A 22,229-nucleotide genomic window follows, 5' to 3' on the forward strand; every position below is an offset into this window, starting at 1 on the left:
AAATTTTTCTTCTTTTTCCTAGTACTAAATATAAAGTATTTCTAGCAAAACTTCATATTTAGTACTAGCATAAGACATAGTAAGTGCCATACCCTAATTTTCATTAGGTTGTTTTAAAGGGATATAGCAAGCTTTAAGATAACAAGCTTAGCTCTATTGTTTGGTGACTTGCTTTTTTATATTTTCAAGATAAATCAATCTAGAGGGTAAAATAATGATTCGTACTAAAATTGTACTGGGCTCTATCGTATTAGCTTCAGCATTACTAGCGGGTTGTTCTAACAGCACTGAAGTGCAAAAACTCTCTTCAGATGTGCAAACTCTGAATGGTAAAGTTGATCAACTGAGCAACGACGTTCAGTCTCTGCGCTCTGACGTACAGACAGCTCAAGAAGAAGCAGCACGTGCTAACCAACGTCTGGATAACCAAGTTCGTACTTACAAAAAATAAGTTCGATTTGGCGATAATCTAGTCTTAAAGATCCTTCTTTGAAGCTAGTAGCATTTATGAGGGCCTATGAAAATAGGCCCTTATTATTTGGTCAGGGTTATTGAGTTACAACAGAAGAGCGGTATTTCGCAGGTAGCAAGGCCCCAACTTTACCGTCATAGATGGGTTCTGGCTGTGAAATCGAGAATGGCTCAATAGGTACTAAACCTTGGTGTTGTGTTTCATCTTCAGGGATACCATTACTCTGATCATTATTTACACGCACAGGCATACCAGAACGCCTTGCTAGCTCTTTTTCCACTAAAGCCTTATCAATCCCTTCATTTTCTAGAAAACGCTTGAAATCGTCAGACAGCTTGATTGGCATGGTTTGTGGGTCATCACCGCTTGTTCGTGACAATGGCTGATGCACCTCAATGTAATAACTGCCATCAGTTTCTTTGGAGTATTTGACAGGCTGATCAATAACTTGGACACGAGTTCCTTTTGGTACTGTTTTAAATAATGCTTCGATATCATCAGGACGTAAACGAATACAACCGGAGCTCACTCGCATACCAATACCAAAATCCGCATTAGTGCCGTGTATCAGATATTCACCACGCCCATACGCTAGGCGTAATGCATACAAGCCCATTGGATTTTCAGGCCCTGCTGGAACGACGGCTGGAAGAGTTATACCTTCTTTAGCGTAATTTTTACGGATATTCGCCGTTGGTGTCCATGTAGGATCTTTAATTGACTGACTTACTGAAGTCACCATTTCAGGTGTGTCGCGACCTAACTGGCCGATACCGATAGGATAAACAATCACTTCCTCACTGTTCGCAGGGTAATAATATAAACGCAGCTCCGCCAGGTTAATCACAATTCCCGTTCTTGGTGTTGATGGTAACAACATTTGTGCTGGAATGATGAGTTCTTTACCCGCTTCAGGAAGGTACGGGTCTGTTCCTGGGTTTGCTTCAAGCATACCGAGTAGACCGATTTGGTGCTCACTTGCAATGGCCTCCAATGGTCGCCCATCATTGGGGACGATATACGTGTAATTTTCCCCGATAAGACGAGTGTTACTGTCAGGTAATGGATATTCTTTTGCTTGAGCTGGAGCCAATAAGGCGCTCATGACAAATAAACTTGCCACCGTCAAAACTCTTTTCATACCTACTCCAAGGAAAATAGTGTTCTTACAATAATTCAATGATTATTGTTCATAATAGCAACTATCCTTCATATCTTTAATACTAATTAAATATTTTTATTAAGTATTAATAAGGTAGTAGTCTTTTTATGATAGCCAAATACAATCACTTTAATGGACTGGTCGAATAAAAATAATAACCAAGAAGTAAAATAAGTAAGGGAGCATAAAGCTCCCTGCAGACTTGCTGCCAAACATATTATGTTTGGCAGCAAGTCTAATAGGTTATTGAAAATAAATTAGGAAAATCAATTTATTGATTTTCGGCTGATAACACAAAGCGGGAAAAACCACGCTTTTATCCCGCTTTGTCAACAACCTCAAGGGAGCATAACGCTCCCTCGGTAGGATCATACTAATTGTGCCGCACGCGATAAAATTGTACGGATCATCGCATTTAAACCTTGAGTTCGCGAAGGTGTTAAATGTTGCTCCAATGCAAGTTGTTCAAAAAATGACTTCACATCGAGTGCGAGTATTTGTTGCGCCGTTTTGCCTTGAAAAAGGATAATCACAATAGCAACTAACCCTTTAACGATTGCAGCATCGCTATCACCTGCAAACGTAATTGTCCCGTCTGCTTGTTTTTGCATATCAATCCACACTTGGCTTTGGCACCCTGCGATTAAATTATTATCGCTTCTTTGTACCTCTGAGAGTTCAGGTAAACGTCCCCCTAGCTCTATCATATAGAGATAGCGTTCCTCCCAGTCCTGACAACGGGAGAAATTACGTAATAACTTATTTTCATCGGGTAATGCGGGCATGCTCAGTTCCTTTACCATATATTTCTTATGTGCTTAGCCTAACAATTTTTTAATGCGCTGTAACGCATTGTATAAAGAATCGATTTCTTCTTTCGTGGTGTATATCCCCACAGAAGCACGGCACATAGCAGGAACGTGATAATGTTCCATTAATGGTAAAGCACAGTGATGGCCAGTACGGATAGCAATACCATATCTATCTAGAAAAGAACCCACATCATAGGCATGGTGCTGGCCTAAATTAAACGCCAAAACGCCTTCCCGTTGGTCATTGCCATATAATATAACTGATGGTATTTCTTGCAATTTCTTAGAAGCATATGCCATTACTTCAGCTTCATGAGCAAATACATCAGGTAAATTAAGTGCGTTTAAATAATCGAATGCCGCCCCTAACCCAATAATTGCGCTAACGTTCGGTGTTCCTGCTTCAAAGCGCCATGGCGCATCAGCAAAAGTGATCCCTTTGGTCAGGCTGACTTGGCGGATCATTGCCCCACCGCCCTCCCATGGTGGCATCATATCCAAAATAGCTTTTTTGCCATAAAGGATACCAATACCTGTCGGGCCATATAACTTATGCCCTGAAAACACATAGAAATCACAGTCTAAGGCTTGCACATCAACCTGCTGATGCATTGCACCTTGCGCGCCATCGACCAATATCGCGATCTCTCCACCTTTTGAAGCCGCAATCGCTCGGGCTTGTTTAATGATATCCTGTACGGGATTAACTGTTCCCAATACATTAGAGATATGTGTAAAGCTCAATAATCGCGTACGTGAATCAATGACATCATTTAATACATCTAATTGCAGTCTACCATCGTCAGAAATTGGGATAATTCGAATTTCAAAGCCAATTTCCTCAGCTAACATATACCAAGGTACAATATTCGCATGGTGCTCCATTTCAGTGATGACAATATTGTCCCCTTCATGGAAATACTTTCGACCAAAACTATTTGCAACAAGGTTAATACCTTCCGTTGTGCCTTTAACAAACACGATTTCTTCATTTGAAGCTGCGTGAATGAAAGAGGCAGCTTTCTGGCGAACCTCCTCCATCATTGTCGTCGCATTTGCACTGAGAGTATGTATACCACGGTGAACCGCGGCATACTGATGTAACGTAAACTCACTTTCTTTTTCAATAACTTGCAAAGGCTTTTGTGCACTTGCGGCGCTATCTAAATAAACCAGCGGATGATTATTGACTGACTGTGATAAGGCAGGAAAATCCTGCCTTACTGAAGCGACATTGAATAGCATGGATATTAAACCTCCGCTAAGCGCTGGCGGATGTTTGCCATCACAGCGTGTTTTAACTCTTCCGATTCAATAGATTCTGTAAGTTCCGCAGCAAATGCGATAATAATCATATGTTTTGCTGCCTTACCCTCAATTCCTCTTGAGCGCAGATAAAACAGTTGTTCGTCATCAATACGACCGACCGTTGCACCGTGACCACACTTTACGTCATCTGCATAAATTTCAAGCTGAGGTTTAGTATCAATTTCTGCTTTTTCACCTAACAACAATGTGTTGTTAGTCATTTGACCATCTGTTTTTAATGCGTTGGGTGCGACTTTGATCATGCCATTAAAGACAGCTTTACTGCTATCCATCGCAATCACTTTATGTAATTGACGGCTATTGCAGTAACCTTTATTGTGCTCTAAATACGTACGAGTATCAGCAATTTCATTGCCTTTAGGCAGCAGTATACTGTTGAGTTCAAACTCAGTATTTTCACCGTCAAGGCGAGCACTTGTATGGTTTCGTGTTAATAATGCGCCAAGTAAAAAACTGGTACTTTTCACACGGCTATCGCGCCCAATAACAATATCATTGTGAGCAAAATGCTGAGCTTGGCCATTTTCAACATTTAACTTAAAGTGACTAAAGTCTGCGTTATCACCGACTTCAACTGTTAAACGACTACCAGTCATGTGCCTTTGCTCATTCAAACTAACATAATGCTCAATAACTTGGGCTTTACTGTTTGCATCCAAGGTTAAATGGTACCGATACTGGCTAATATTGGTGGTCTGTTTATCGTCGCTACCCGTTGAAATATTGAGCAGGTACAATGGCTTTTCTGCTATTTTATTTGCTGCAAGATGGACGACTAACGGTTGTACAGCCAAGCTTTCGGTTAAATGCAAAAAAATCTCGCTATTTACAGGCGAAGGAAGCAAGTCTTGGTTATCAAGCAAAGCCACTTGGAATGGCCCCATATCAATAGAGCTCAATGCAGAGCTATAACGCCCATCAATTAAAACAAGGCGATATGCATCAATTGGCAGAGCCAGTGCTTCGCAGTCTTGTGCTACAACATCACCATCACTAAAACGATACTGAGTCTCAAGTACAGTATTTAGTGGAGTATAGTGCCAATCTTCATGGCGAAACACAGGTAAACCAACTTGTTTTGCTATTTCCCAATGGGTTTTAGCATGTTGAGAATTCGCACCATGTCGTAGTTCAAATAATTCAGAAAAACGTGACATTGCTTGCTCGTTAAGCTTCGCAACTTCCGCACGTTTTTGTGCTCTTTCACTGTTGGTCAATAAGCCAGCCATAACCCTGCTCCTCCAGTTTTTTCGCTAAACTGAAATCACCTGATTTGATGATTTTCCCTTGATATAACACGTGGACAAAGTCAGGCTTCACATAATCTAAAATACGCTGATAGTGGGTTACGATGATAAAAGAACGCTCAGGCGAACGTAATGAATTCACGCCATTAGCCACAATTTTCAACGCGTCAATATCTAAACCAGAGTCAGTTTCATCGAGAATACACAATTGAGGCTCTAGAGCTGCCATCTGCAAGATATCATTACGTTTTTTCTCACCACCGGAGAAACCTACGTTGACAGAACGTGCAAGTAAATCTTCTGGCATTTCTAATAATTTGATTTTGTCTTCAATAAAATCTTGAAAATCGAAACGATCTAATGCTTCTTGCTGACGATATTCTCTAACCGCATTGACTGCCGTTTGTAAGAAAAATTGGTTACTGACCCCTGGAATTTCAACAGGGTATTGGAATGCAAGGAAAACACCTTCCCCTGCACGCTCTTCTGGATCTAGTGCAAATAGGTCTTTACCTTTAAACGTCACTTCACCGCTATCAATTTCATACTCTTCGCGGCCAGCAAGTGTGGCGGATAATGTACTTTTACCAGAGCCATTTGGCCCCATAATGGCGTGAACTTCCCCTGGTTTTACCTCCAGAGATAACCCTTTTAAAATCTCATTACCTTCTACACTCACGTGTAAATCTTTAACACTTAACATATTTACATGCCTTTAGCGCTTTAGCGCAAATAAACTCGATTAGGATCAGCCAACGCTGTGCTCTAGGCTGATCGCCAGTAATTTTTGTGCTTCTACGGCAAATTCTAATGGAAGCTCCGAGAACACATCTTTGCAGAAACCATTTACAATCATTGAAATTGCATCGTCTTCGCTGATACCACGTTGTAAACAGTAAAATAACTGGTCTTCCCCAATACGTGAGGTTGTCGCTTCATGTTCAAGTTGTGCCGTATTATTCTTAACTTCCACATATGGGAATGTATGTGCACCACATTGGGTGCCAATTAACATAGAGTCACATTGGGTAAAGTTACGAGCGTTATGTGCACTCGGTAGAATTTTCACTAAACCGCGATAACTGTTTTGGCTTTTACCTGCAGAAATACCCTTAGAAATGATCGTTGAACGGGTATTTTTCCCGATATGGATCATTTTCGTTCCTGTATCCGCTTGTTGATTGCCGTTCGTTAATGCAACGGAGTAAAATTCACCGACAGAGTTGTCTCCTTTAAGGATAACGCTTGGGTATTTCCATGTGATGGCAGAGCCAGTTTCTGACTGTGTCCATGACATTTTTGAATTATCACCTTCACACAATGCACGCTTAGTCACAAAGTTTAGGATCCCACCGGCTTCGCTATCTCCACCGGAGAACCAGTTTTGGACAGTCGAATATTTAACTTCGGCATCTTTATGAATAATAACTTCAACAACCGCCGCATGGAGCTGATAACTATCACGAACAGGTGCAGAACACCCTTCGATATAGCTCACATAGCTACCTTCATCAGCAATTAAAATCGTGCGCTCAAACTGGCCGGTTTTGGCTGCGTTGATCCTAAAATACGTTGATAGCTCCATTGGGCAGTGTACGCCTTTTGGTACATACACAAAGGTACCATCTGAAGCCACTGCCGCATTTAATGCAGCAAAAAAGTTATCATGGCTCGAAACGACTGACCCGAGATATTTCTGTACCAGTTCAGGGTATTCTTGAATAGCCTCACTAAACGAACAAAAAATAACACCATGTTTCGCTAAGTCATCACGGTAAGTTGTAGATACTGAGACCGAGTCAAAAATGGCGTCAACCGCAACGGCCTTCCCTTCACGTACAGGAACGCCTAATTGGTTAAAGGCTTCTTCAACTTCAGCCGTTAAATAATTATTGGTTTCCGCCACACCTGTGCCTTGTGTAGCACCAGATTGCGAACCACAGGTATCATCACATGAGCCACAAGATGGCGCAGAGTAATAGCTATAGTCTTGGTAATCGAGATTTGGGTAATTTGCTTTAAGCCAATGAGGTTCTTCCATGCCTTTCCAGTGATTAAAGGCATCAAGACGGAATTGGAGCATCCACTCAGGCTCATTACGTTTAGCTGAAATTGCACGAATAACATCTTCGTTAATGCCTTTCGCCATTTCATCCGTTGCGACTTCGGTAAAGAAGCCTTCTTTATAACGCTGGTCATCAAGCCAGCTTTGAACATCATCGCCAACTTCTACATTGCTCTGTGACATAATCTGACTTCACATGTTAAACGCCGAAGCTTTCACCACACCCACAGGCATGTTGGGCTTTCGGGTTATTAAATTTGAAAATTTGATTCAGCCCTTCTTGGACAAAATCAACGACTGTGCCATCAATAAATGGCATTGCTTCTTTTGGCACATAAAGGTGTGCGCCATCGAGTTCAAATAACAGGTGTTGGTCTGTTGGGTTTTCGATCATTTCAAACACATAACCGAAACCTGCGCAGCCAGACTGTTTTACGCCGAGTGAAAGCCCTTTTGTATTTGGGTTTTGCACCATCAATTTTTTGATTTGTTTTGCAGCGCTTTGTGTCAGGCTAACTCCCTGCCAATTGTTTTCATCAAATGAAAATGTCTCTACACCGTCAGTCATATTGACCCCACATTTCTTATGGCTTTTCAGCCTGTTATCAGGAGATTAACTCTGCCTACCCTATGGTAATGATTAGCTAATTGACTTCAACCATTTGTTTTAAGAGGTTATAGCTATTATAGCTCTTTTTTTGTTCATTTTCAGATTGCAAAACAAACAAAATTACAAAAAAACAAGCTTAACCCATTGATAAACAATAAATAAGTAGAGTTGTGTTTTTTATTTAAATTTGTACTAAATAATACACTTAATGACACAAATTAATAAAGGTGCATTTATTATACAACTTAATTAACTTGATAAAAAATGAATTTATAGAAAGAATGGGCATAAAACCATACAAAATAAAGGGTTTTATCGGGTTTTCTGACCTTTCCTTAGCCAAAAAACCCTGCAATTAAAATGGTTATTATTCAAATAATACGGCGGTTGTCAGGCGAGAAGTACAACACAATTTGCCTTGCTCATTGAAAACCTCAATATTCCATACCTGCTGACGGCGCCCTAAATAGATAGGTTTACAAATACCCTTAACAACCCCTGAGCGAGCAGCACGAACATGATTGGCATTGATTTCCAACCCGACCACCTTTTGTTCTCCTTCCGAGCACATATAACCCGCAATTGAACCTAAGGATTCAGCTAATACAACAGAAGCACCGCCATGCAATAACCCAAAAGGCTGTTTGGTGCGATGATCAACAGGCATTATCCCCTCTAAATAATCATCGCCAATTGCCGTGATTTCAATACCGAGATGCCCTAACATGCAGGTTTTTGACATTTCAGCGAGTTGCTGCAAATTAAATTGACGTTTCCAAATCATTAAACTATCTCCAGCAGCGCTTGAATCGGATGTTTTATCGATACATTTTCCATGCGTTTAACTTGGCTACGACAGGAATAACCTGAACTTAAACAACGTTCTTTTGGCAAAGAAGACATCGCCTCCTTCCACGATAAGTTATATATTCCTTTTGAATTTTCAAGATTGGCCACTTCGTGCCCATAAGTCCCAGCCATGCCACAACAGCCAACACTAACATTATTTAATGTTTGCCCAAAGCGTGCAAATAACACCGCCCATTGATTCGCACTATTAGGTAAAGCCGTTGATTCAGTACAATGACCGAAAAAATACCACGGCTGGGTCGATGTGGTTTGCACATTGTGTGGTTCAGGCAATGTCATTAACCATTCATGCGCTAACATCACCGTAAATTGGCAGTGGTCTTTGCCTAAAATTTCATGATATTCATCGCGATAACAAAGTACTAGTGCGGGGTCAACACCGACCATTGGCAACTGCAATCTTGCCACTCGATTTAAAAAATCTGCCGTCTTACGAGCCGTTTTAGCAAACTTCGCTAAAAAGCCTTTGATGTGTTGTGCTTTTCCATTCGGCGAGAACGGTAGCAACACAGGCTTAAGACCTAATTTCTCAATTAAATGGACAAAATCTGCCACCACTTTGGCGTCGTAATAACTAGTGAAAGGGTCTTGAACCACCAGCACATGTTTTTCACGTTGTGAATCCGTCATACTTTCAAGTTGTTCAAGCGTGACAGAAACCGCTGCATGACCTGAAAGTTCTTGTTTTAATGTTGGTTGAGAGAACAACGGCAAATCCACCATACCGATAGTATGTTGACTCAGTTTTTGCACCACCGGTTGACGCAAAAAGAAATTAAATACGCCGGGCACTTTGGAAAATAAAGGTGCACTCGCTTCAACATTTGCAACAATATAATCGCGAATAGGACGCAAATAACGCCCATGATACAACGCTAAAAACTTAGCTCTAAATGATGGGACATCAATTTTAATTGGGCATTGCGTTGAGCAGGCTTTACAGGCAAGACATCCTGCCATTGAGGCTTTCACTTCATGAGAGAAGTCATAATCACCTTGTTTAGCGCGCCAAGTGTTACGTGTTTTTTCTATCAGCCCACGCAATGACGGTTGGTCTTGTGTAATGCCCTTTTCAAGGTGTTCTGGTGTAACACCTTGTTCAGCTAATAGCCTTAGCCACTCACGAACAAGTGTCGCACGGCCTTTTGGAGAATGAATTCGTTGACCACTCACCTTCATGGATGGACACATCGGGCTCTTCACATCAAAATTGAAACACAGCCCATTACCATTACACTCCATTGCACCACGGAATTCTTGGCGCATTTGGACTGGTATCTGTCGGTCATACGTTCCTCGTTTGATGCCATCAACCTGCTTCATCGGTGCATCCAACCCCGCAGGTGGGCAAATTTTACCCGGATTTAAGCGGTTATCGGGGTCAAATGCCGCTTTGATATTGCGCAACTCACCGTATAGCTCATCACCAAAAAATTCAGGACTATATTGTGCACGAAAACCTTTCCCATGTTCCCCCCACAACAACCCACCGTATTTAGCAGTTAATGCAACAATTTCATCAGAAATTTGTTTCATCAATACTTCTTGTTGTGGATCGCACATATCCAGCGCTGGACGAACATGTAATACTCCTGCATCCACATGACCAAACATGCCATAATTTAAGTTATGACTGTCTAATAACGCACGAAATTCCACTATATAATCAGCAAGATGCTCAGGAGGAACGCAGGTATCTTCAACAAATGGAATTGGCTTCGCCGCACCTTTACTGTTACCCAACAGCCCCACGGCTTTTTTACGCATGTTATAAATACGCGTAATATCTTCAAGATCATGGCAAGTTTGATAGCCAATCACCCCAGCTTGATTATTCGCCATTAATTCATCTAAGCGTTGGCACAAGCTTTCAGTCAATTGATTGATTTCATCTTCATCATCGCCGCTAAATTCAACGATGTTTAACCCTAACATTTCTTTGTTTGGCACATCCGTAATTAAGGCTTTAACAGAATGCCAAACGATGTCTTCTTTCGCTAGGTTAAGCACTTTTGAATCTACAGTTTCAACTGATAGCGCTTTGGCTTGTACCATAAAGGGGGCATTACGCAGTGCAGACTCAAATGAGTCATATTTCACATTCACTAAACGACGTACTTTAGGAAGTGGCGTAATATCCAATGTTGCTTCAGTGATAAAAGCAAGAGAGCCTTCTGAGCCAGTGAGAATGCGAGTAAGGTCAAATTCAGTTAACTCATCATTAAACACATGACGTAAATCATACCCTGTCAGGAAACGATTTAATTTGGGAAATTTTTCTTCAATTAGAGAACGTTGCTCTAAACAGCGCTCTAACACCGTTTTATAAATACGCCCCACTGTAGAATCTTCTGACGCAATCGTTTGGGCGAGTTCGATAGGCATAGCGCGCGTATCTAAGCATTCTCCCCCTAAAACCATGGCTTTAACGCCTAACACGTGATCAGAGGTTTTACCATAGACTAATGAACCTTGGCCTGATGCGTCAGTGTTGATCATTCCACCTAGCGTTGCTCGGTTACTGGTAGATAGCTCCGGTGAAAAGAAATAGCCATAAGGCTTGAGATATTGATTTAATTGGTCCTTGATGACCCCTGCTTCAACCTTAACCCAACCTTGCTCTGGGTTTATTTCTAAAATTCGATTCATATAACGGGACATATCCACAACAATCCCTTCGGTTAAGGATTGCCCATTAGTTCCCGTTCCCCCTCCCCGAGGGGTAAAGCTAAGCTCACGAAATTTCGCTTGCCCCGCAAGCCGAGTGATTATTTGTACATCTGCACTCGAACGCGGAAACACAACCGCTTGGGGTAATAGTTGGTAAATACTATTATCTGTCGCCATGGATAAACGCTCAGCATAGCTGGTGCCGTTATCCCCAGTAAAACCGTGTTCTTGTAGCTCATGCAAGAACTCAATAACTAAATGACTAAGATGAGGAGCTTCTGATATACGCGGGATCATTATTAACGATGACTCTTGTTGTTTAGTGTTCGCATTACTCGTTATGTACTATCTTTATTTTAAGTTGCACAATAGTGTCTGAGGTCTATGATGAGTTATCTTCACAGCCTGTAAAGACAGCACAGCCGCTGATGACATTGTCATCATGAACCATATCACAATATTGTTTTTTTTAACCGTGAAAAATAATTACGTTATTTTCACCTAAAAATTTGCTAGACACGCAGAATTTTCATTTGCAAAGGATCAATCATTAATGGAAAAATCTCAAAAACGCTTGGATCTTCCCAAACTTATTTTCGGCCTATTATCCATCGTTTTAATGATAGCAGCCTGTTTTTGGGTACTTAATCCATTTATTCTTGGCTTTGTATGGGCGGGAATGATGGTAATTGCAACTTGGCCACTATTATTAAGACTCGAAGCTCGCTTATGGCGCAAGCGCTGGTTAGCTGCATTAGTGATGGTTCTTCTTATATTACTATTATTCGTTATCCCATTAGGTATCCTAATTGGCAGTATTATTGAAAATAGTACTCCACTTATTGATTTAGCTAAATCACCATCAAGCCTAACGCTGCCTGATTTAGAATGGCTAAATACTATCCCGATGGTAGGTGAAAAAATTTACTATGCATGGCATAGCTTAGTTGCCAGTGGGGGTAATGCTTTACTTGCCAAAATTCAACCCTACTTTGGCCAAGCCGCAGGTTGGTTTGCCACACAAGCTATTAGTGCAGGAAGATTTGTTTTTCACTTGATGTTAATGCTGCTGTTTAGTGGTTTACTCTATCTTAAAGGCGAATCAGTCATGGTTGGTATCCGCCACTTTGCTGTGCGTCTTGCAGGGATCCGTGGAGATGCAGCTGTCGTATTAGCCGCACAATCTATTCGAGCCGTTGCGTTAGGTGTTGTTGTGACTGCACTCATTCAAGCCATTGTCGGTGGCATTGGCCTCGCTCTTTCTGGTATCGGTTACGCAGCAATCTTGACTGTTCTATTGTTTATTTGCTGTGTGGCTCAATTAGGGCCTTTATTAATCATGATCCCCTCCGTGTTATGGCTATTTTGGACAGGTGATACGACCTGGGGGATCATCTTGGCTATTTGGGCTGCCGTTGTCGCTACTATGGATGGCGTTCTTCGCCCATGGTTAATTAAAATGGGCGCAGACTTACCCATGGTTCTAATCCTTGTTGGTGTTATTGGGGGAATTTTATCATTTGGTATGATTGGTTTGTTTATCGGCCCGGTTGTATTAGCAGTTTCTTACAGCTTATTAAAAGCTTGGATGAACGAAGTCGCTGTTCCGAATGAAGACTTAACAGAAACTGAAAAGTTTCTAGAGGAAGAGTTTTCGATTAAAAAGTAGTATACCGCCAATTAGTCGCAGGTATGTTTAAGCTATACATGCTTGCGAACTTAATAAATCTAGTTCCATTAATATTTAGAAACAATATTTAACATTCTAACGTTAGTATTTAGTCTAATTTATGTTAACATAAATCTATTGAATTAATTCTCTTTAAGTAACAATGAGTAATATTAATATTGAGAGTGTTCTTAATGATTGTATAATATGAATAGTTTAATATTCAATTATTGAATCATATGAATCTAAGAAGCCGCGCCCTTCCCCCTTTAGGCGTTGCTTTATTAACTGAATTGCTGTGTGTAGTCTTTGCCTGTCAGCCCATGATAGGCTTTTTTTTTATCTTTATTTAATATGAATACTATTCATGTCATAATCAGAACATCACTTTATAATTATTGATTAACATCAATTTTTGTCATTATTATCCGTTATAATACTCCTTTGGCGTTATATAATTAATTAACTTACGTTACTCTTATTTAGCATATACTTGCCTGTTAAATTTAATACGCATAATAAGGGTAATTATATTTAGCTTATTGTTTGTTTATGCCTAAAAAGCATTACACAACCACTTATTCAAAACTATTTAATATCAAACTACCTATTATAGAATTTATCAATTTCTATAATAGGTAGCTTTGATTAAGTAAACACAAAGGCTGAATGCTATTCACATTCAGCCTTGATAATTAAAAAACTAAATAGTTATTGATTTTCAGCTATCGTTAGCCATGTTTGCACAACGGTGTCAGGGTTTAAAGATAAACTATCAATACCTTCATCAACCAACCATTGAGCGAAATCTTGATGGTCGGATGGCCCTTGCCCACAAATGCCTACATATTTATTTTGGCGTTTTGCAGCCTGTATTGCCATGGATAACATCGCTTTCACGGCATCATTTCGTTCATCGAATAATTCAGAAACAACACCCGAGTCCCTATCAAGACCTAATGTTAACTGAGTCATATCATTCGAACCGATAGAGAAACCGTCAAAATGTTCGAGGAATTGATCAGCCAGTAAAGCATTTGATGGGATTTCGCACATCATAATAACTTTTAAGCCATTTTCACCACGTTTCAAATCATGTTTAGCCAATTCTGCAACTACGGCTTCCGCCTGTGCAACCGTGCGAACGAATGGGATCATGATTTCAACATTTGTTAGGCCCATGGTATTACGAACACGTTTAACCGCTTCACATTCCAATGCAAAACAGGCACGGAAGCTATCAGACACATAGCGCCCTGCACCACGGAAACCTAACATTGGGTTTTCTTCTTCAGGTTCATAAATATCCCCACCGACTAAGTTGGCATATTCGTTTGACTTGAAGTCAGATAAACGGACAATAACGCGTTTTGGCCAGAAGGCTGCGGCTAAAGTCGAAATTCCTTCGGTTAATTTACCGACATAAAATTCAATCGGGTCATCATAACCTGCCATCATTTGGCGAATTTCTGCTTGTAGCTCAGGAGATTGCTTATCAAATTCCAGCAACGCTCTTGGGTGAACACCAATCATACGATTGATGATAAATTCAAGCCTAGCTAAGCCCACGCCTTCATTAGGTAAACAAGCAAAATCAAATGCACGGTCAGGGTTACCGACGTTCATCATAATTTTGACATCTAGACTTGGCATATCACTCACTTCAGAGCTGTGAATTTCAAATGCAAGTTTACCTTCATATACAAAGCCTGTATCGCCTTCAGAACAAGAGACAGTCACCTCTTGGCCTTCTTGCAAACGGTCAGTCGCATCACCGCAACCGACAACGGCTGGAATACCTAACTCACGAGCGATAATCGCAGCATGGCAGGTGCGTCCACCACGATTGGTAACAATCGCAGCCGCTTTTTTCATGATTGGCTCCCAATCAGGGTCGGTCATATCGGTAACGAGTACATCCCCCGCCTGAATTCTATCCATTTCACTCAAGTTATGAATAACTTTAACCGCCCCTGAGCCAATACGATGACCAATTGCACGCCCTTCAACTAAAACTTGTCCTTGTTGTTTTAATTGGTAACGCTCCATCACTTGTTGATTAGAACGAACGGTTTCTGGCCTTGCTTGAACAATATACAAACGCCCATTATGACCATCTTTTGCCCACTCGATATCCATTGGGCGACCGTAGTGTTTTTCAATCTGTAAAGCTTGACGTGCAAGTTCTTCAACTTCGTGATCAGCCAAAGAGAAACGATTGCGTAGAGCCTCTGGCACATCTTCGATTTGTACTTGTTTACCGTGCTCTTTACTATTGGCATACACCATTTGTAATTTTTTTGAGCCCAGTGTACGACGTACAATCGCAGGGCGGTTGCTGGTTAACGTTGGTTTATGGACATAATACTCGTCAGGGTTCACGGCGCCTTGTACCACCATTTCACCTAAACCATACGCAGAAGTGATAAATACAACTTGGTCGAAACCTGATTCAGTATCAATCGTAAACATGACACCCGACGAGGCTAAATCTGAACGTACCATGCGTTGAACACCCGCAGAAAGTGCTACACCGCGGTGGTCATAACCTTGGTGAACGCGATATGAAATCGCACGGTCATTAAATAATGAAGCAAAAACGTGTTTAATCGCAACTAAGACTGCGTCTATCCCTTGAACGTTAAGGAATGTTTCCTGTTGCCCTGCAAACGAAGCGTCAGGCATATCCTCAGCCGTTGCCGATGAACGGACAGCAAATGAGGCTTCCGCTTCACCTTCTGACAGTTGCGCGAATGCATCACGAATATCTTGTTCCAACTCCTTCGTCAGCGGTGTATCAATCACCCATTGACGGATCTGAGCACCTGCTACAGCCAGTTGGTTCACATCATCAATATCCGTTTCATCTAGCAGGTTATAAATGCGCTGATTTACACCGCTCTGCTCCAGAAAATCATTAAACGCCTGTGCGGTTGTCGCGAAACCGTTAGGTACGGATACTCCCAGATCAGATAAGTTAGTGATCATTTCACCGAGAGAAGCATTTTTGCCCCCAACACGGTCAACATCATTCATCCCTAATTGGTTATACCAAAGTACATTACACGGAGTGAGGCCATTTGTGGACATTGAAAGCGATCCTTTTATAGCAATTTAGTGACAGAGTACAAATCGTAAAAAATCTCGTTGGCGAAAATTCGCCTCGTGAAATAGACTAGCACAGACACTAAGAGAAGATGGACTGGTGAATCGTTCCATCACTGAAGAAAACTTTTTTGTTCTAAAAATCGTTCAAAAAATGGCTATAGTTCCCCCTATAAACTAATTTTTAAACTTTAAACAAAGATAATATCTCCCAATATCCAGTGATAAATACAATAAGAGACAAATAATGATGACCGAATTAGGAGCAATGAATAATATGGCAAGCCAAGTTCAACGCACAGTTTTTTTTATTTCTGATGGAACAGCGATCACCGCTGAAACTTTGGGGCATGCCGTACTTTCTCAATTTCCGCTGTCATTTATTTCTTATACTCTGCCGTTTGTCACAAGCGAAGCTCGCGCGCAGGAAATTAAACAAAAAATTGATATTATCTTCCAAGAAACGCAATTGCGCCCTTTGGTGTTCTATTCGATTATCTCCCCCGAAGTAAAGCAAATCATCACTCAAAGTGCCGGGTTCTGCCAAGATATCGTTCAGAGCTTAGTCGCCCCGATTCAAAAAGAAGTCGGCCTAGAACCTGAACCCAAACTTAACCGAACCCATGGTTTATCTATGCAGAATATGAATCAATATGATGCACGTATCGCTGCCATTGAATATACACTGGCTCACGACGATGGGATTTCGTTACGAAACCTGGATCAAGCCCAAGTGATACTGATAGGGGTTTCACGTTGTGGCAAAACACCAACAAGTCTCTATTTAGCGATGCAATTTGGTATCCAAGCTGCAAACTACCCATTTACGGCTGACGATATGGATAACTTACAGTTACCAGCCGCATTACGCCCATATACGCATAAATTGTTCGGTTTAACTATCAGCCCTGAACGGTTAGCTGCCATCCGTGAAGAGCGCCGTGAAAATAGCCGCTATGCTTCCATAAGGCAATGTCGTATTGAGATAGCTGAAGTTGAAGCTTTATTTAGACAAAATAAAATCAATTACTTAAATACAACTAACTACTCTGTTGAAGAAATTTCCGCAAAAGTGATTGATACCATGGGCTTACAAAGACGAATCTTTTAATGAATACAAATAAAAAAAATATTCATTCCAGCTAAGTTGGAGGTTGAAATTACGCCACATTCGTTTATTGTGATCTTAATCACTTATAGGGCATACGCCTATTAAAGTTCTTTGAGAAAGAAAATGCACAAAACTGATGAATTACGTACTGCGAGAGTGGATAGCTTAATTACCCCACAAACTCTGGCTGATGAGTTTCCTATTTCCCAAAAAGTCGCTGAAAACGTGACAGCGTCACGAAAACGCATAGAACAAATATTATCCGGTCAAGACCCGCGTTTACTGGTTATTGTTGGCCCTTGTTCGATTCATGACATCGATGCGGCTATTGAATACGCTAAAAAATTAAACGCATTAAGAGAGCATCATCAAGACCGTTTAGAAATCGTCATGCGAACTTACTTTGAGAAACCACGTACTGTCGTGGGTTGGAAAGGGTTAATTTCTGACCCAAACCTTGATAATTCTTGCCAAGTTAATACCGGTATCCGGTTAGCTCGTAAATTATTAATTGAAGTTAACCAATTAGGGTTAGCCACGGCAACCGAATTCCTTGATATGGTCACCGGGCAATATATTGCAGATCTGATTAGTTGGGGAGCAATAGGTGCTCGCACAACAGAAAGCCAAATTCACCGTGAAATGGCATCCGCATTATCTTGTCCTGTTGGTTTCAAAAATGGCACAGACGGTAATATTAATATTGCCATTGATGCAATAAGAGCTGCAAAGGCACAGCATATGTTTTTATCACCAGATAAAAACGGGCAAATGACCATTTACCAAACTAGTGGTAATCCACATGGTCATATCATTATGCGTGGGGGTAAACAACCTAATTACACTGCCGGTGACTTAGCCGCAGCTTGTGACAAACTACGTAAATTTGAATTAACAGAGCATTTAGTGGTCGATTTCAGCCATGGTAATTGCCAAAAAATTCACCGTCGACAACTCGAAGTTGCTCGAGATATCGCTGAACAAATAAAAGATGGTTCTACCGCTATCAGTGGTGTAATGGCAGAAAGCTTCTTGGTTGAAGGCTCGCAAAAAGTGGTTTCTGACCAACCTTTGGTTTATGGTCAATCAATTACCGACCCATGCCTTGGCTGGGAAGATACCGAGCAACTTATTGAAATTCTTGCTCAAGCTGTTGAATCACGCTTTAAATAAACCCAATAATTCCAAAATTCTTCTATTACAAGCCCTTTAGTTTCGTTCACTAAAGGGCTTCTTTATATTTAAATCAGAAATAATTATTATTTAAACATAATCAAAACGATATAATACTCTAATTAATCAAATAAAATAGAATTTTAATCCAAAAAAGTCTTGACCCACCCCACACTAACGATAATAATTCTCACTACGAACTAATTTATGCGTTCGGTTTCCTGTAGCCCAGCCCGACTATCCGCTACAACATTACAGTGCTAAATAGTTCTAACAAATAAATACGCTACGCGAACACTTATTGCATGCCACCCAGAGATTTTATCCAGGCAGCCAGCAAATTTTGAAACCAAAGGAAAGGATTTCCTATGCTGTTTAAATCGATGCCTACATCAACTCATCAAGAACATAAAATACCACTCTCCGCTATTGCAGCTACCATTATAATGACAGGGTTTAACAACACAGCCTTAGCTGAAAATTTATTACCCGCAAAAGCAGTATCAACAACGGATACCCGCGACATTATTCACGTTTCTACCTCACCTTATGACTTAGAAAAAATTGCTGTTGCAGAGAATGTTGAGGTTATTGATGCCCAAGCCCCCGAACAGCAAGCCGCCACATCCGCCCTTGATTTATTAAAAGGCCAACCTGGGGTGTTTGTCTCTGGTTCCAATAGTACTTATGGGCAAAGTATTCAAATGCGGGGCTATGATCCCCGAGGCGTAAAAGTAACCGTTGATAATATCACTCAGGACTTTAATTCTGGCCTATATGATGCAACATTTATTGACCCAACTTTAGTAAAAAAGGTGTATATCCATAAAGGTTCCTCTTCGATACACCATGGCGGTGGCGCTTTGGCGGGGGTAGTCTCTTTCAAAACATTAAATGCTACTGATATTTTGAAACCCAATCAAAATCTAGGTGGCCGTATTTTCAGCGGTATAGATCACAATGAACATAGTTACTATGCAGGAGGAACACTATTCGGGCGTCTCAACACTCTTGATACATTAATCAGCTACAGTCAACGCAAGAAAAATTTGATTGGCTCACCTGATTTTGCACACATCGATAATCATGAAAATATTCATAATTGGATGCTAAAAACCACATGGGCAGCGACTCCCTCTTACCTTTTAGCAATTCAGTTAAAAGATTATCGCAATGAAAGCTTAGGGGTGAAACAACCCAGTAAACCAACAACCAAAGAGCGTTATCCGAATACACCACATGAAAGAAACAGTCGCCAATTTGATGTCGCGATAAGCCAATACTTTACCCCTAAAAATAGCGTTAACTGGCAGGCTGAGTGGGATATTTACTATAGTGATTTATCTCTAGACCAAACTGACACGGTCAAGATCACCACAAAACCCAAAGAGTACGGTACAGAAAGGCGAAATCAATACACCTATGGAACTAAATTCGCCAATAGCTTCACCATTCCAATGTATCGCTGGGCAAATCATCATATCCAAAGTGGAGTTGAGTATTACGCACAACAACAAAAATCAAACCAATATGCGATTAGCTACCCGACAGCGTCATTAACTAATACTTCAGGTTGGCTAGTCAATGACATGACATTACAACACTTACCTATCACGTTCTCTGCGGGCACTCGTTTTACACGATATCAAACAGATAGCACGCGCATAGCTAAAAATGCTCATACTAATTGGTCGTCACGTTTTGCTGTCAGTGCCACCCCACAACACTGGGTAAATATTTTTTCTTCTTATTCGGAAAGTTACCGCACCCCACGCATGAGCGAGCTGTATAACAATTCAAATCATTTCACGATCCCTTTCATCGGAATGAAATCAGACTTCCGCCCTTCCCCGGAATTACTACCGGAAGTCAATAAAACTATAGAAGCAGGGGTAAAACTCAGTTTCGATGATCTGCTAATAGCGAGGGACTCTCTACATTTTGGTTCAACTTATTTCTATACAAAAGCCAAAGACCACATTGCTCTTGAAGGAGAATACGAAGAAATATTTAACATAAGAAAGTTTAGAACCGAACATTTTCCGAAAGAACTTTATTTTGTAAATATACCTTCTGCCACTATTCGCGGATTTGATAGTTTTATCCATTACAAAACACAATGGTTTGAGCTTAATCTCAGTCACAACCTAACCCAAGGTAATGAAGATGGCTCACATTATTCCCTTTCATCAATACGTCCTGAAACCCTAGTTGCTCGCTTCAATGCTCCCGTACTTGAGACAGGAGTCAATATCGGCTGGATCGGCGAATTTACGGGAAAAACTGCATTTGAAGGTAATGTAAAATACCAGTTATCACACCATAAATCGGATAAAGGCTTAGACCGCTACCACAAAGAGGTTATTCAACAGGCAGGTTATAGCCTGCATGATTTTTATCTCAACTATCAAGCCGACCAATTTATTAAAGGCCTCAGCTCAACACTAACGATGAAGAACGCATTCGATAAACAATATGTTTCTTCAATGGGTGTTCCTCAGGAAGGTCGAAATTTCCACCTTAACGTAAATTACTCATGGTAACGCATTAAAAATCGCATGTTATCAACTGGTTTGGCTAGTATTTAAAATAAAACAAATCAGTTGATGACTTTCTCCCGGCAATCTTAATTTTTCAAGGAAAAATTTGTGAACTCAAACCTCTACAATGATTACCAACAAATTCAAAAATCACATTCTAACTTATGCCCTCACAAAATCGCTGCCTTACTTCAGGTTTCAGAAGCACAACTAGTTCATTGCCGTGTAGGAAATGAGAAAGTTCTTCGATTATCAGGAAAACCGGCAGATATCTTGCAAAATTTAGTCTCTATCGGCCAAGCGAAGGGAATAACACGCAATAACTATGCCATCAGTATTCAAACCGGTGAGTATAGTAACCCGCGGTTTAGTCACCATGGCGGGCTATTTTTAAATCCTAAAGCACTCGATTTACGCATGTTTTTTGCACAATGGGATTCCACTTTTGCTCTTGTTGAAGAAACCTCAACAGGGCTACGCCATAGTATGCAATTTTTTGATAAGCATGGGGACGCATTACATCAGGTTTATGCTACAGATAAAACGGATATGGCTGAGTGGCAGGCTATTGTTGAACGCTATGCTTCGCTGGATAACTTACCTATTGTACCAAAAGAAATTCTCCCACCTTCAACACAAGAAATTAGTCAAGAACTAGCCACTGAGCTAGAACAACAATGGCGAGATATGACTAATGTACACCAGTTTTTTGGAATTTTACAAAAACATAATTTAAGTCGTCAGCAAGTTTTCCGTGCGGTTAGCCAAGAATTAGCATGGCAAGTTCCTACCACCGCCTTATCTGATCTGCTTTCTCTTGCATACCAAGCACAAAATGAGGTGATGCTTTTTGTCGGAAATCGTGGCTGTGTTCAGATTTTTACTGGCAAAATAAAAGAGTTAACAAAAAATAATTCGCTCAATATTTCTGGTCATAACTTTCAATTGCATTTCATTGAAAATGGTATCTCCGAATGCTGGGTGACTCGAAAACCGACTAAAGATGGGTTTGTAACTAGTTTAGAGGTCTTTGATAAGCAAGGTAATCAACTTATTCAAATGTATGGGCAACGTATAGAAGGTACGCCAGAACAAATAGAATGGAGTAAACAAATTCTTTCTATATCTCGCTTATAATAAAAAGTATTAAAAAATTGTTGGGCTTCTAATGGTAAATTTCCGAATACTTTTTAAGCAAATATTGTGATTAAGTTAGAGATGAAATTTACCATAGAACCCTTTGCTTCATTAATTCACGACAGCGGCATAAGCCACTTTTTGATATGGAAAGAGAATAATCCTCCATTATCCGCATAAAGCGTTTTACTTGTAGTTTATATTAGTTATTAACCCTGCAAATATTGTCATTACAGAGATTTCCCACCATGACAATT

16 protein-coding genes are annotated in these 22,229 nt (G+C 40.6%); 6 read left to right on the top strand and 10 right to left on the bottom strand.

The genetic code is table 11. The features are described from left to right. Positions 1–214: 214 nt before the first annotated feature. Positions 215–451 (top strand): major outer membrane lipoprotein, encoded by a 237-nt coding sequence (locus tag FVA69_RS12500; RefSeq protein WP_004263789.1) that lies wholly within the window; start codon positions 215–217, stop codon positions 449–451. 97 nt (positions 452–548) lie between these two features. Here the strand turns inward: FVA69_RS12500 and FVA69_RS12505 are convergent, their stop codons facing one another. The 9 genes from FVA69_RS12505 to ydiJ all read right to left on the bottom strand — a co-directional run bounded on the left by FVA69_RS12505 (position 549) and on the right by ydiJ (position 11,534). Beyond that, complete coding sequence (locus FVA69_RS12505) at positions 549–1,613, bottom strand: L,D-transpeptidase family protein (protein ID WP_004910418.1); 1,065 nt, start codon at positions 1,611–1,613, stop codon at positions 549–551. Positions 1,614–2,002: 389 nt separating this feature from the next. Next, positions 2,003–2,419, bottom strand: coding sequence for a cysteine desulfuration protein SufE (gene sufE, locus FVA69_RS12510; protein ID WP_004910417.1), 417 nt, complete (start codon positions 2,417–2,419; stop codon positions 2,003–2,005). Positions 2,420–2,452: 33 nt separating this feature from the next. Beyond that, the gene (sufS, locus tag FVA69_RS12515) at positions 2,453–3,691 is read right to left on the bottom strand and encodes a cysteine desulfurase SufS (RefSeq protein WP_004910416.1); all 1,239 of its coding nucleotides are present in this window, start codon (positions 3,689–3,691) and stop codon (positions 2,453–2,455) included. 5 nt (positions 3,692–3,696) lie between these two features. Then, a complete protein-coding gene (gene sufD, locus FVA69_RS12520; protein WP_123382028.1) occupies positions 3,697–5,004 on the bottom strand; it encodes a Fe-S cluster assembly protein SufD in 1,308 nt (435 codons plus the stop codon). Next, positions 4,979–5,725, bottom strand: coding sequence for a Fe-S cluster assembly ATPase SufC (sufC, locus tag FVA69_RS12525; protein ID WP_109911265.1), 747 nt, complete (start codon positions 5,723–5,725; stop codon positions 4,979–4,981). Before sufC ends, sufD begins: the two co-directional genes overlap by 26 nt. A 45-nt stretch (positions 5,726–5,770) precedes the next feature. Next, positions 5,771–7,270 (bottom strand): Fe-S cluster assembly protein SufB, encoded by a 1,500-nt coding sequence (gene sufB, locus FVA69_RS12530; protein ID WP_109911264.1) that lies wholly within the window; start codon positions 7,268–7,270, stop codon positions 5,771–5,773. 16 nt (positions 7,271–7,286) lie between these two features. Next, positions 7,287–7,655, bottom strand: coding sequence for a Fe-S cluster assembly scaffold SufA (sufA, locus tag FVA69_RS12535; RefSeq protein ID WP_004910405.1), 369 nt, complete (start codon positions 7,653–7,655; stop codon positions 7,287–7,289). Between the two features lie 409 nt (positions 7,656–8,064). Next, positions 8,065–8,481 carry a hotdog fold thioesterase gene (locus tag FVA69_RS12540; RefSeq protein WP_109911263.1) on the bottom strand — a complete coding sequence of 139 codons (417 nt, stop codon included), beginning with the start codon at positions 8,479–8,481 and terminating at the stop codon, positions 8,065–8,067. Next, positions 8,481–11,534, bottom strand: coding sequence for a D-2-hydroxyglutarate dehydrogenase YdiJ (gene ydiJ, locus FVA69_RS12545; protein WP_109911262.1), 3,054 nt, complete (start codon positions 11,532–11,534; stop codon positions 8,481–8,483). Before ydiJ ends, FVA69_RS12540 begins: the two co-directional genes overlap by 1 nt. Before the next feature lie 256 nt (positions 11,535–11,790). Between ydiJ and ydiK the strand changes: the two genes are divergently transcribed. Further along, positions 11,791–12,906, top strand: coding sequence for an AI-2E family transporter YdiK (gene ydiK / locus FVA69_RS12550; protein ID WP_109911261.1), 1,116 nt, complete (start codon positions 11,791–11,793; stop codon positions 12,904–12,906). A gap of 711 nt (positions 12,907–13,617) precedes the next feature. On the opposite strand, the gene ppsA is transcribed toward ydiK, so the two are convergent. After that, on the bottom strand, positions 13,618–15,996 hold the full coding sequence (ppsA, locus tag FVA69_RS12555) for a phosphoenolpyruvate synthase (protein WP_109911260.1): 2,379 nt from the start codon (positions 15,994–15,996) through the stop codon (positions 13,618–13,620). 262 nt (positions 15,997–16,258) lie between these two features. Here ppsA and ppsR point away from each other — a divergent pair, with 262 nt between their 5' ends. From ppsR to FVA69_RS12575, 4 genes are all read left to right on the top strand, one after another. Continuing rightward, positions 16,259–17,122 (top strand): posphoenolpyruvate synthetase regulatory kinase/phosphorylase PpsR, encoded by an 864-nt coding sequence (gene ppsR, locus FVA69_RS12560; protein WP_110731880.1) that lies wholly within the window; start codon positions 16,259–16,261, stop codon positions 17,120–17,122. A gap of 123 nt (positions 17,123–17,245) precedes the next feature. Further along, positions 17,246–18,295: a 3-deoxy-7-phosphoheptulonate synthase gene (locus tag FVA69_RS12565; protein ID WP_164528915.1), complete on the top strand. Its 1,050-nt coding sequence runs from the start codon at positions 17,246–17,248 to the stop codon at positions 18,293–18,295. A 368-nt stretch (positions 18,296–18,663) separates the two neighbouring features. Beyond that, a complete protein-coding gene (locus tag FVA69_RS12570) occupies positions 18,664–20,838 on the top strand; it encodes a TonB-dependent receptor domain-containing protein (RefSeq protein WP_164528916.1) in 2,175 nt (724 codons plus the stop codon). Between the two features lie 105 nt (positions 20,839–20,943). Further along, positions 20,944–21,972 (top strand): hemin-degrading factor, encoded by a 1,029-nt coding sequence (locus FVA69_RS12575; protein WP_123382030.1) that lies wholly within the window; start codon positions 20,944–20,946, stop codon positions 21,970–21,972. The last annotated feature ends 257 nt before the right edge of the window (positions 21,973–22,229 follow it).

The sequence above is a fragment of the Providencia sp. PROV004 genome (assembly GCF_011045615.1).
GTDB lineage: Bacteria > Pseudomonadota > Gammaproteobacteria > Enterobacterales > Enterobacteriaceae > Providencia > Providencia rettgeri.

What these genes read in the sequence shown, in the direction of transcription:
- sufA (WP_004910405.1), bottom strand. Translation starts at nt 7,655, where the DNA reads ATGACTGACGGTGTAGAGACATTTTCATTTGATGAAAACAATTGGCAG.
- FVA69_RS12500 (WP_004263789.1), top strand. Translation starts at nt 215, where the DNA reads ATGATTCGTACTAAAATTGTACTGGGCTCTATCGTATTAGCTTCAGCA.
- ydiK (WP_109911261.1), top strand. Translation starts at nt 11,791, where the DNA reads ATGGAAAAATCTCAAAAACGCTTGGATCTTCCCAAACTTATTTTCGGC.
- sufS (WP_004910416.1), bottom strand. Translation starts at nt 3,691, where the DNA reads ATGCTATTCAATGTCGCTTCAGTAAGGCAGGATTTTCCTGCCTTATCA.
- FVA69_RS12565 (WP_164528915.1), top strand. Translation starts at nt 17,246, where the DNA reads ATGCACAAAACTGATGAATTACGTACTGCGAGAGTGGATAGCTTAATT.
- FVA69_RS12570 (WP_164528916.1), top strand. Translation starts at nt 18,664, where the DNA reads ATGCTGTTTAAATCGATGCCTACATCAACTCATCAAGAACATAAAATA.
- sufE (WP_004910417.1), bottom strand. Translation starts at nt 2,419, where the DNA reads ATGCCCGCATTACCCGATGAAAATAAGTTATTACGTAATTTCTCCCGT.
- ydiJ (WP_109911262.1), bottom strand. Translation starts at nt 11,534, where the DNA reads ATGATCCCGCGTATATCAGAAGCTCCTCATCTTAGTCATTTAGTTATT.
- FVA69_RS12540 (WP_109911263.1), bottom strand. Translation starts at nt 8,481, where the DNA reads ATGATTTGGAAACGTCAATTTAATTTGCAGCAACTCGCTGAAATGTCA.
- sufD (WP_123382028.1), bottom strand. Translation starts at nt 5,004, where the DNA reads ATGGCTGGCTTATTGACCAACAGTGAAAGAGCACAAAAACGTGCGGAA.
- sufB (WP_109911264.1), bottom strand. Translation starts at nt 7,270, where the DNA reads ATGTCACAGAGCAATGTAGAAGTTGGCGATGATGTTCAAAGCTGGCTT.
- FVA69_RS12505 (WP_004910418.1), bottom strand. Translation starts at nt 1,613, where the DNA reads ATGAAAAGAGTTTTGACGGTGGCAAGTTTATTTGTCATGAGCGCCTTA.
- ppsR (WP_110731880.1), top strand. Translation starts at nt 16,259, where the DNA reads ATGATGACCGAATTAGGAGCAATGAATAATATGGCAAGCCAAGTTCAA.
- sufC (WP_109911265.1), bottom strand. Translation starts at nt 5,725, where the DNA reads ATGTTAAGTGTTAAAGATTTACACGTGAGTGTAGAAGGTAATGAGATT.
- ppsA (WP_109911260.1), bottom strand. Translation starts at nt 15,996, where the DNA reads ATGTCCACAAATGGCCTCACTCCGTGTAATGTACTTTGGTATAACCAA.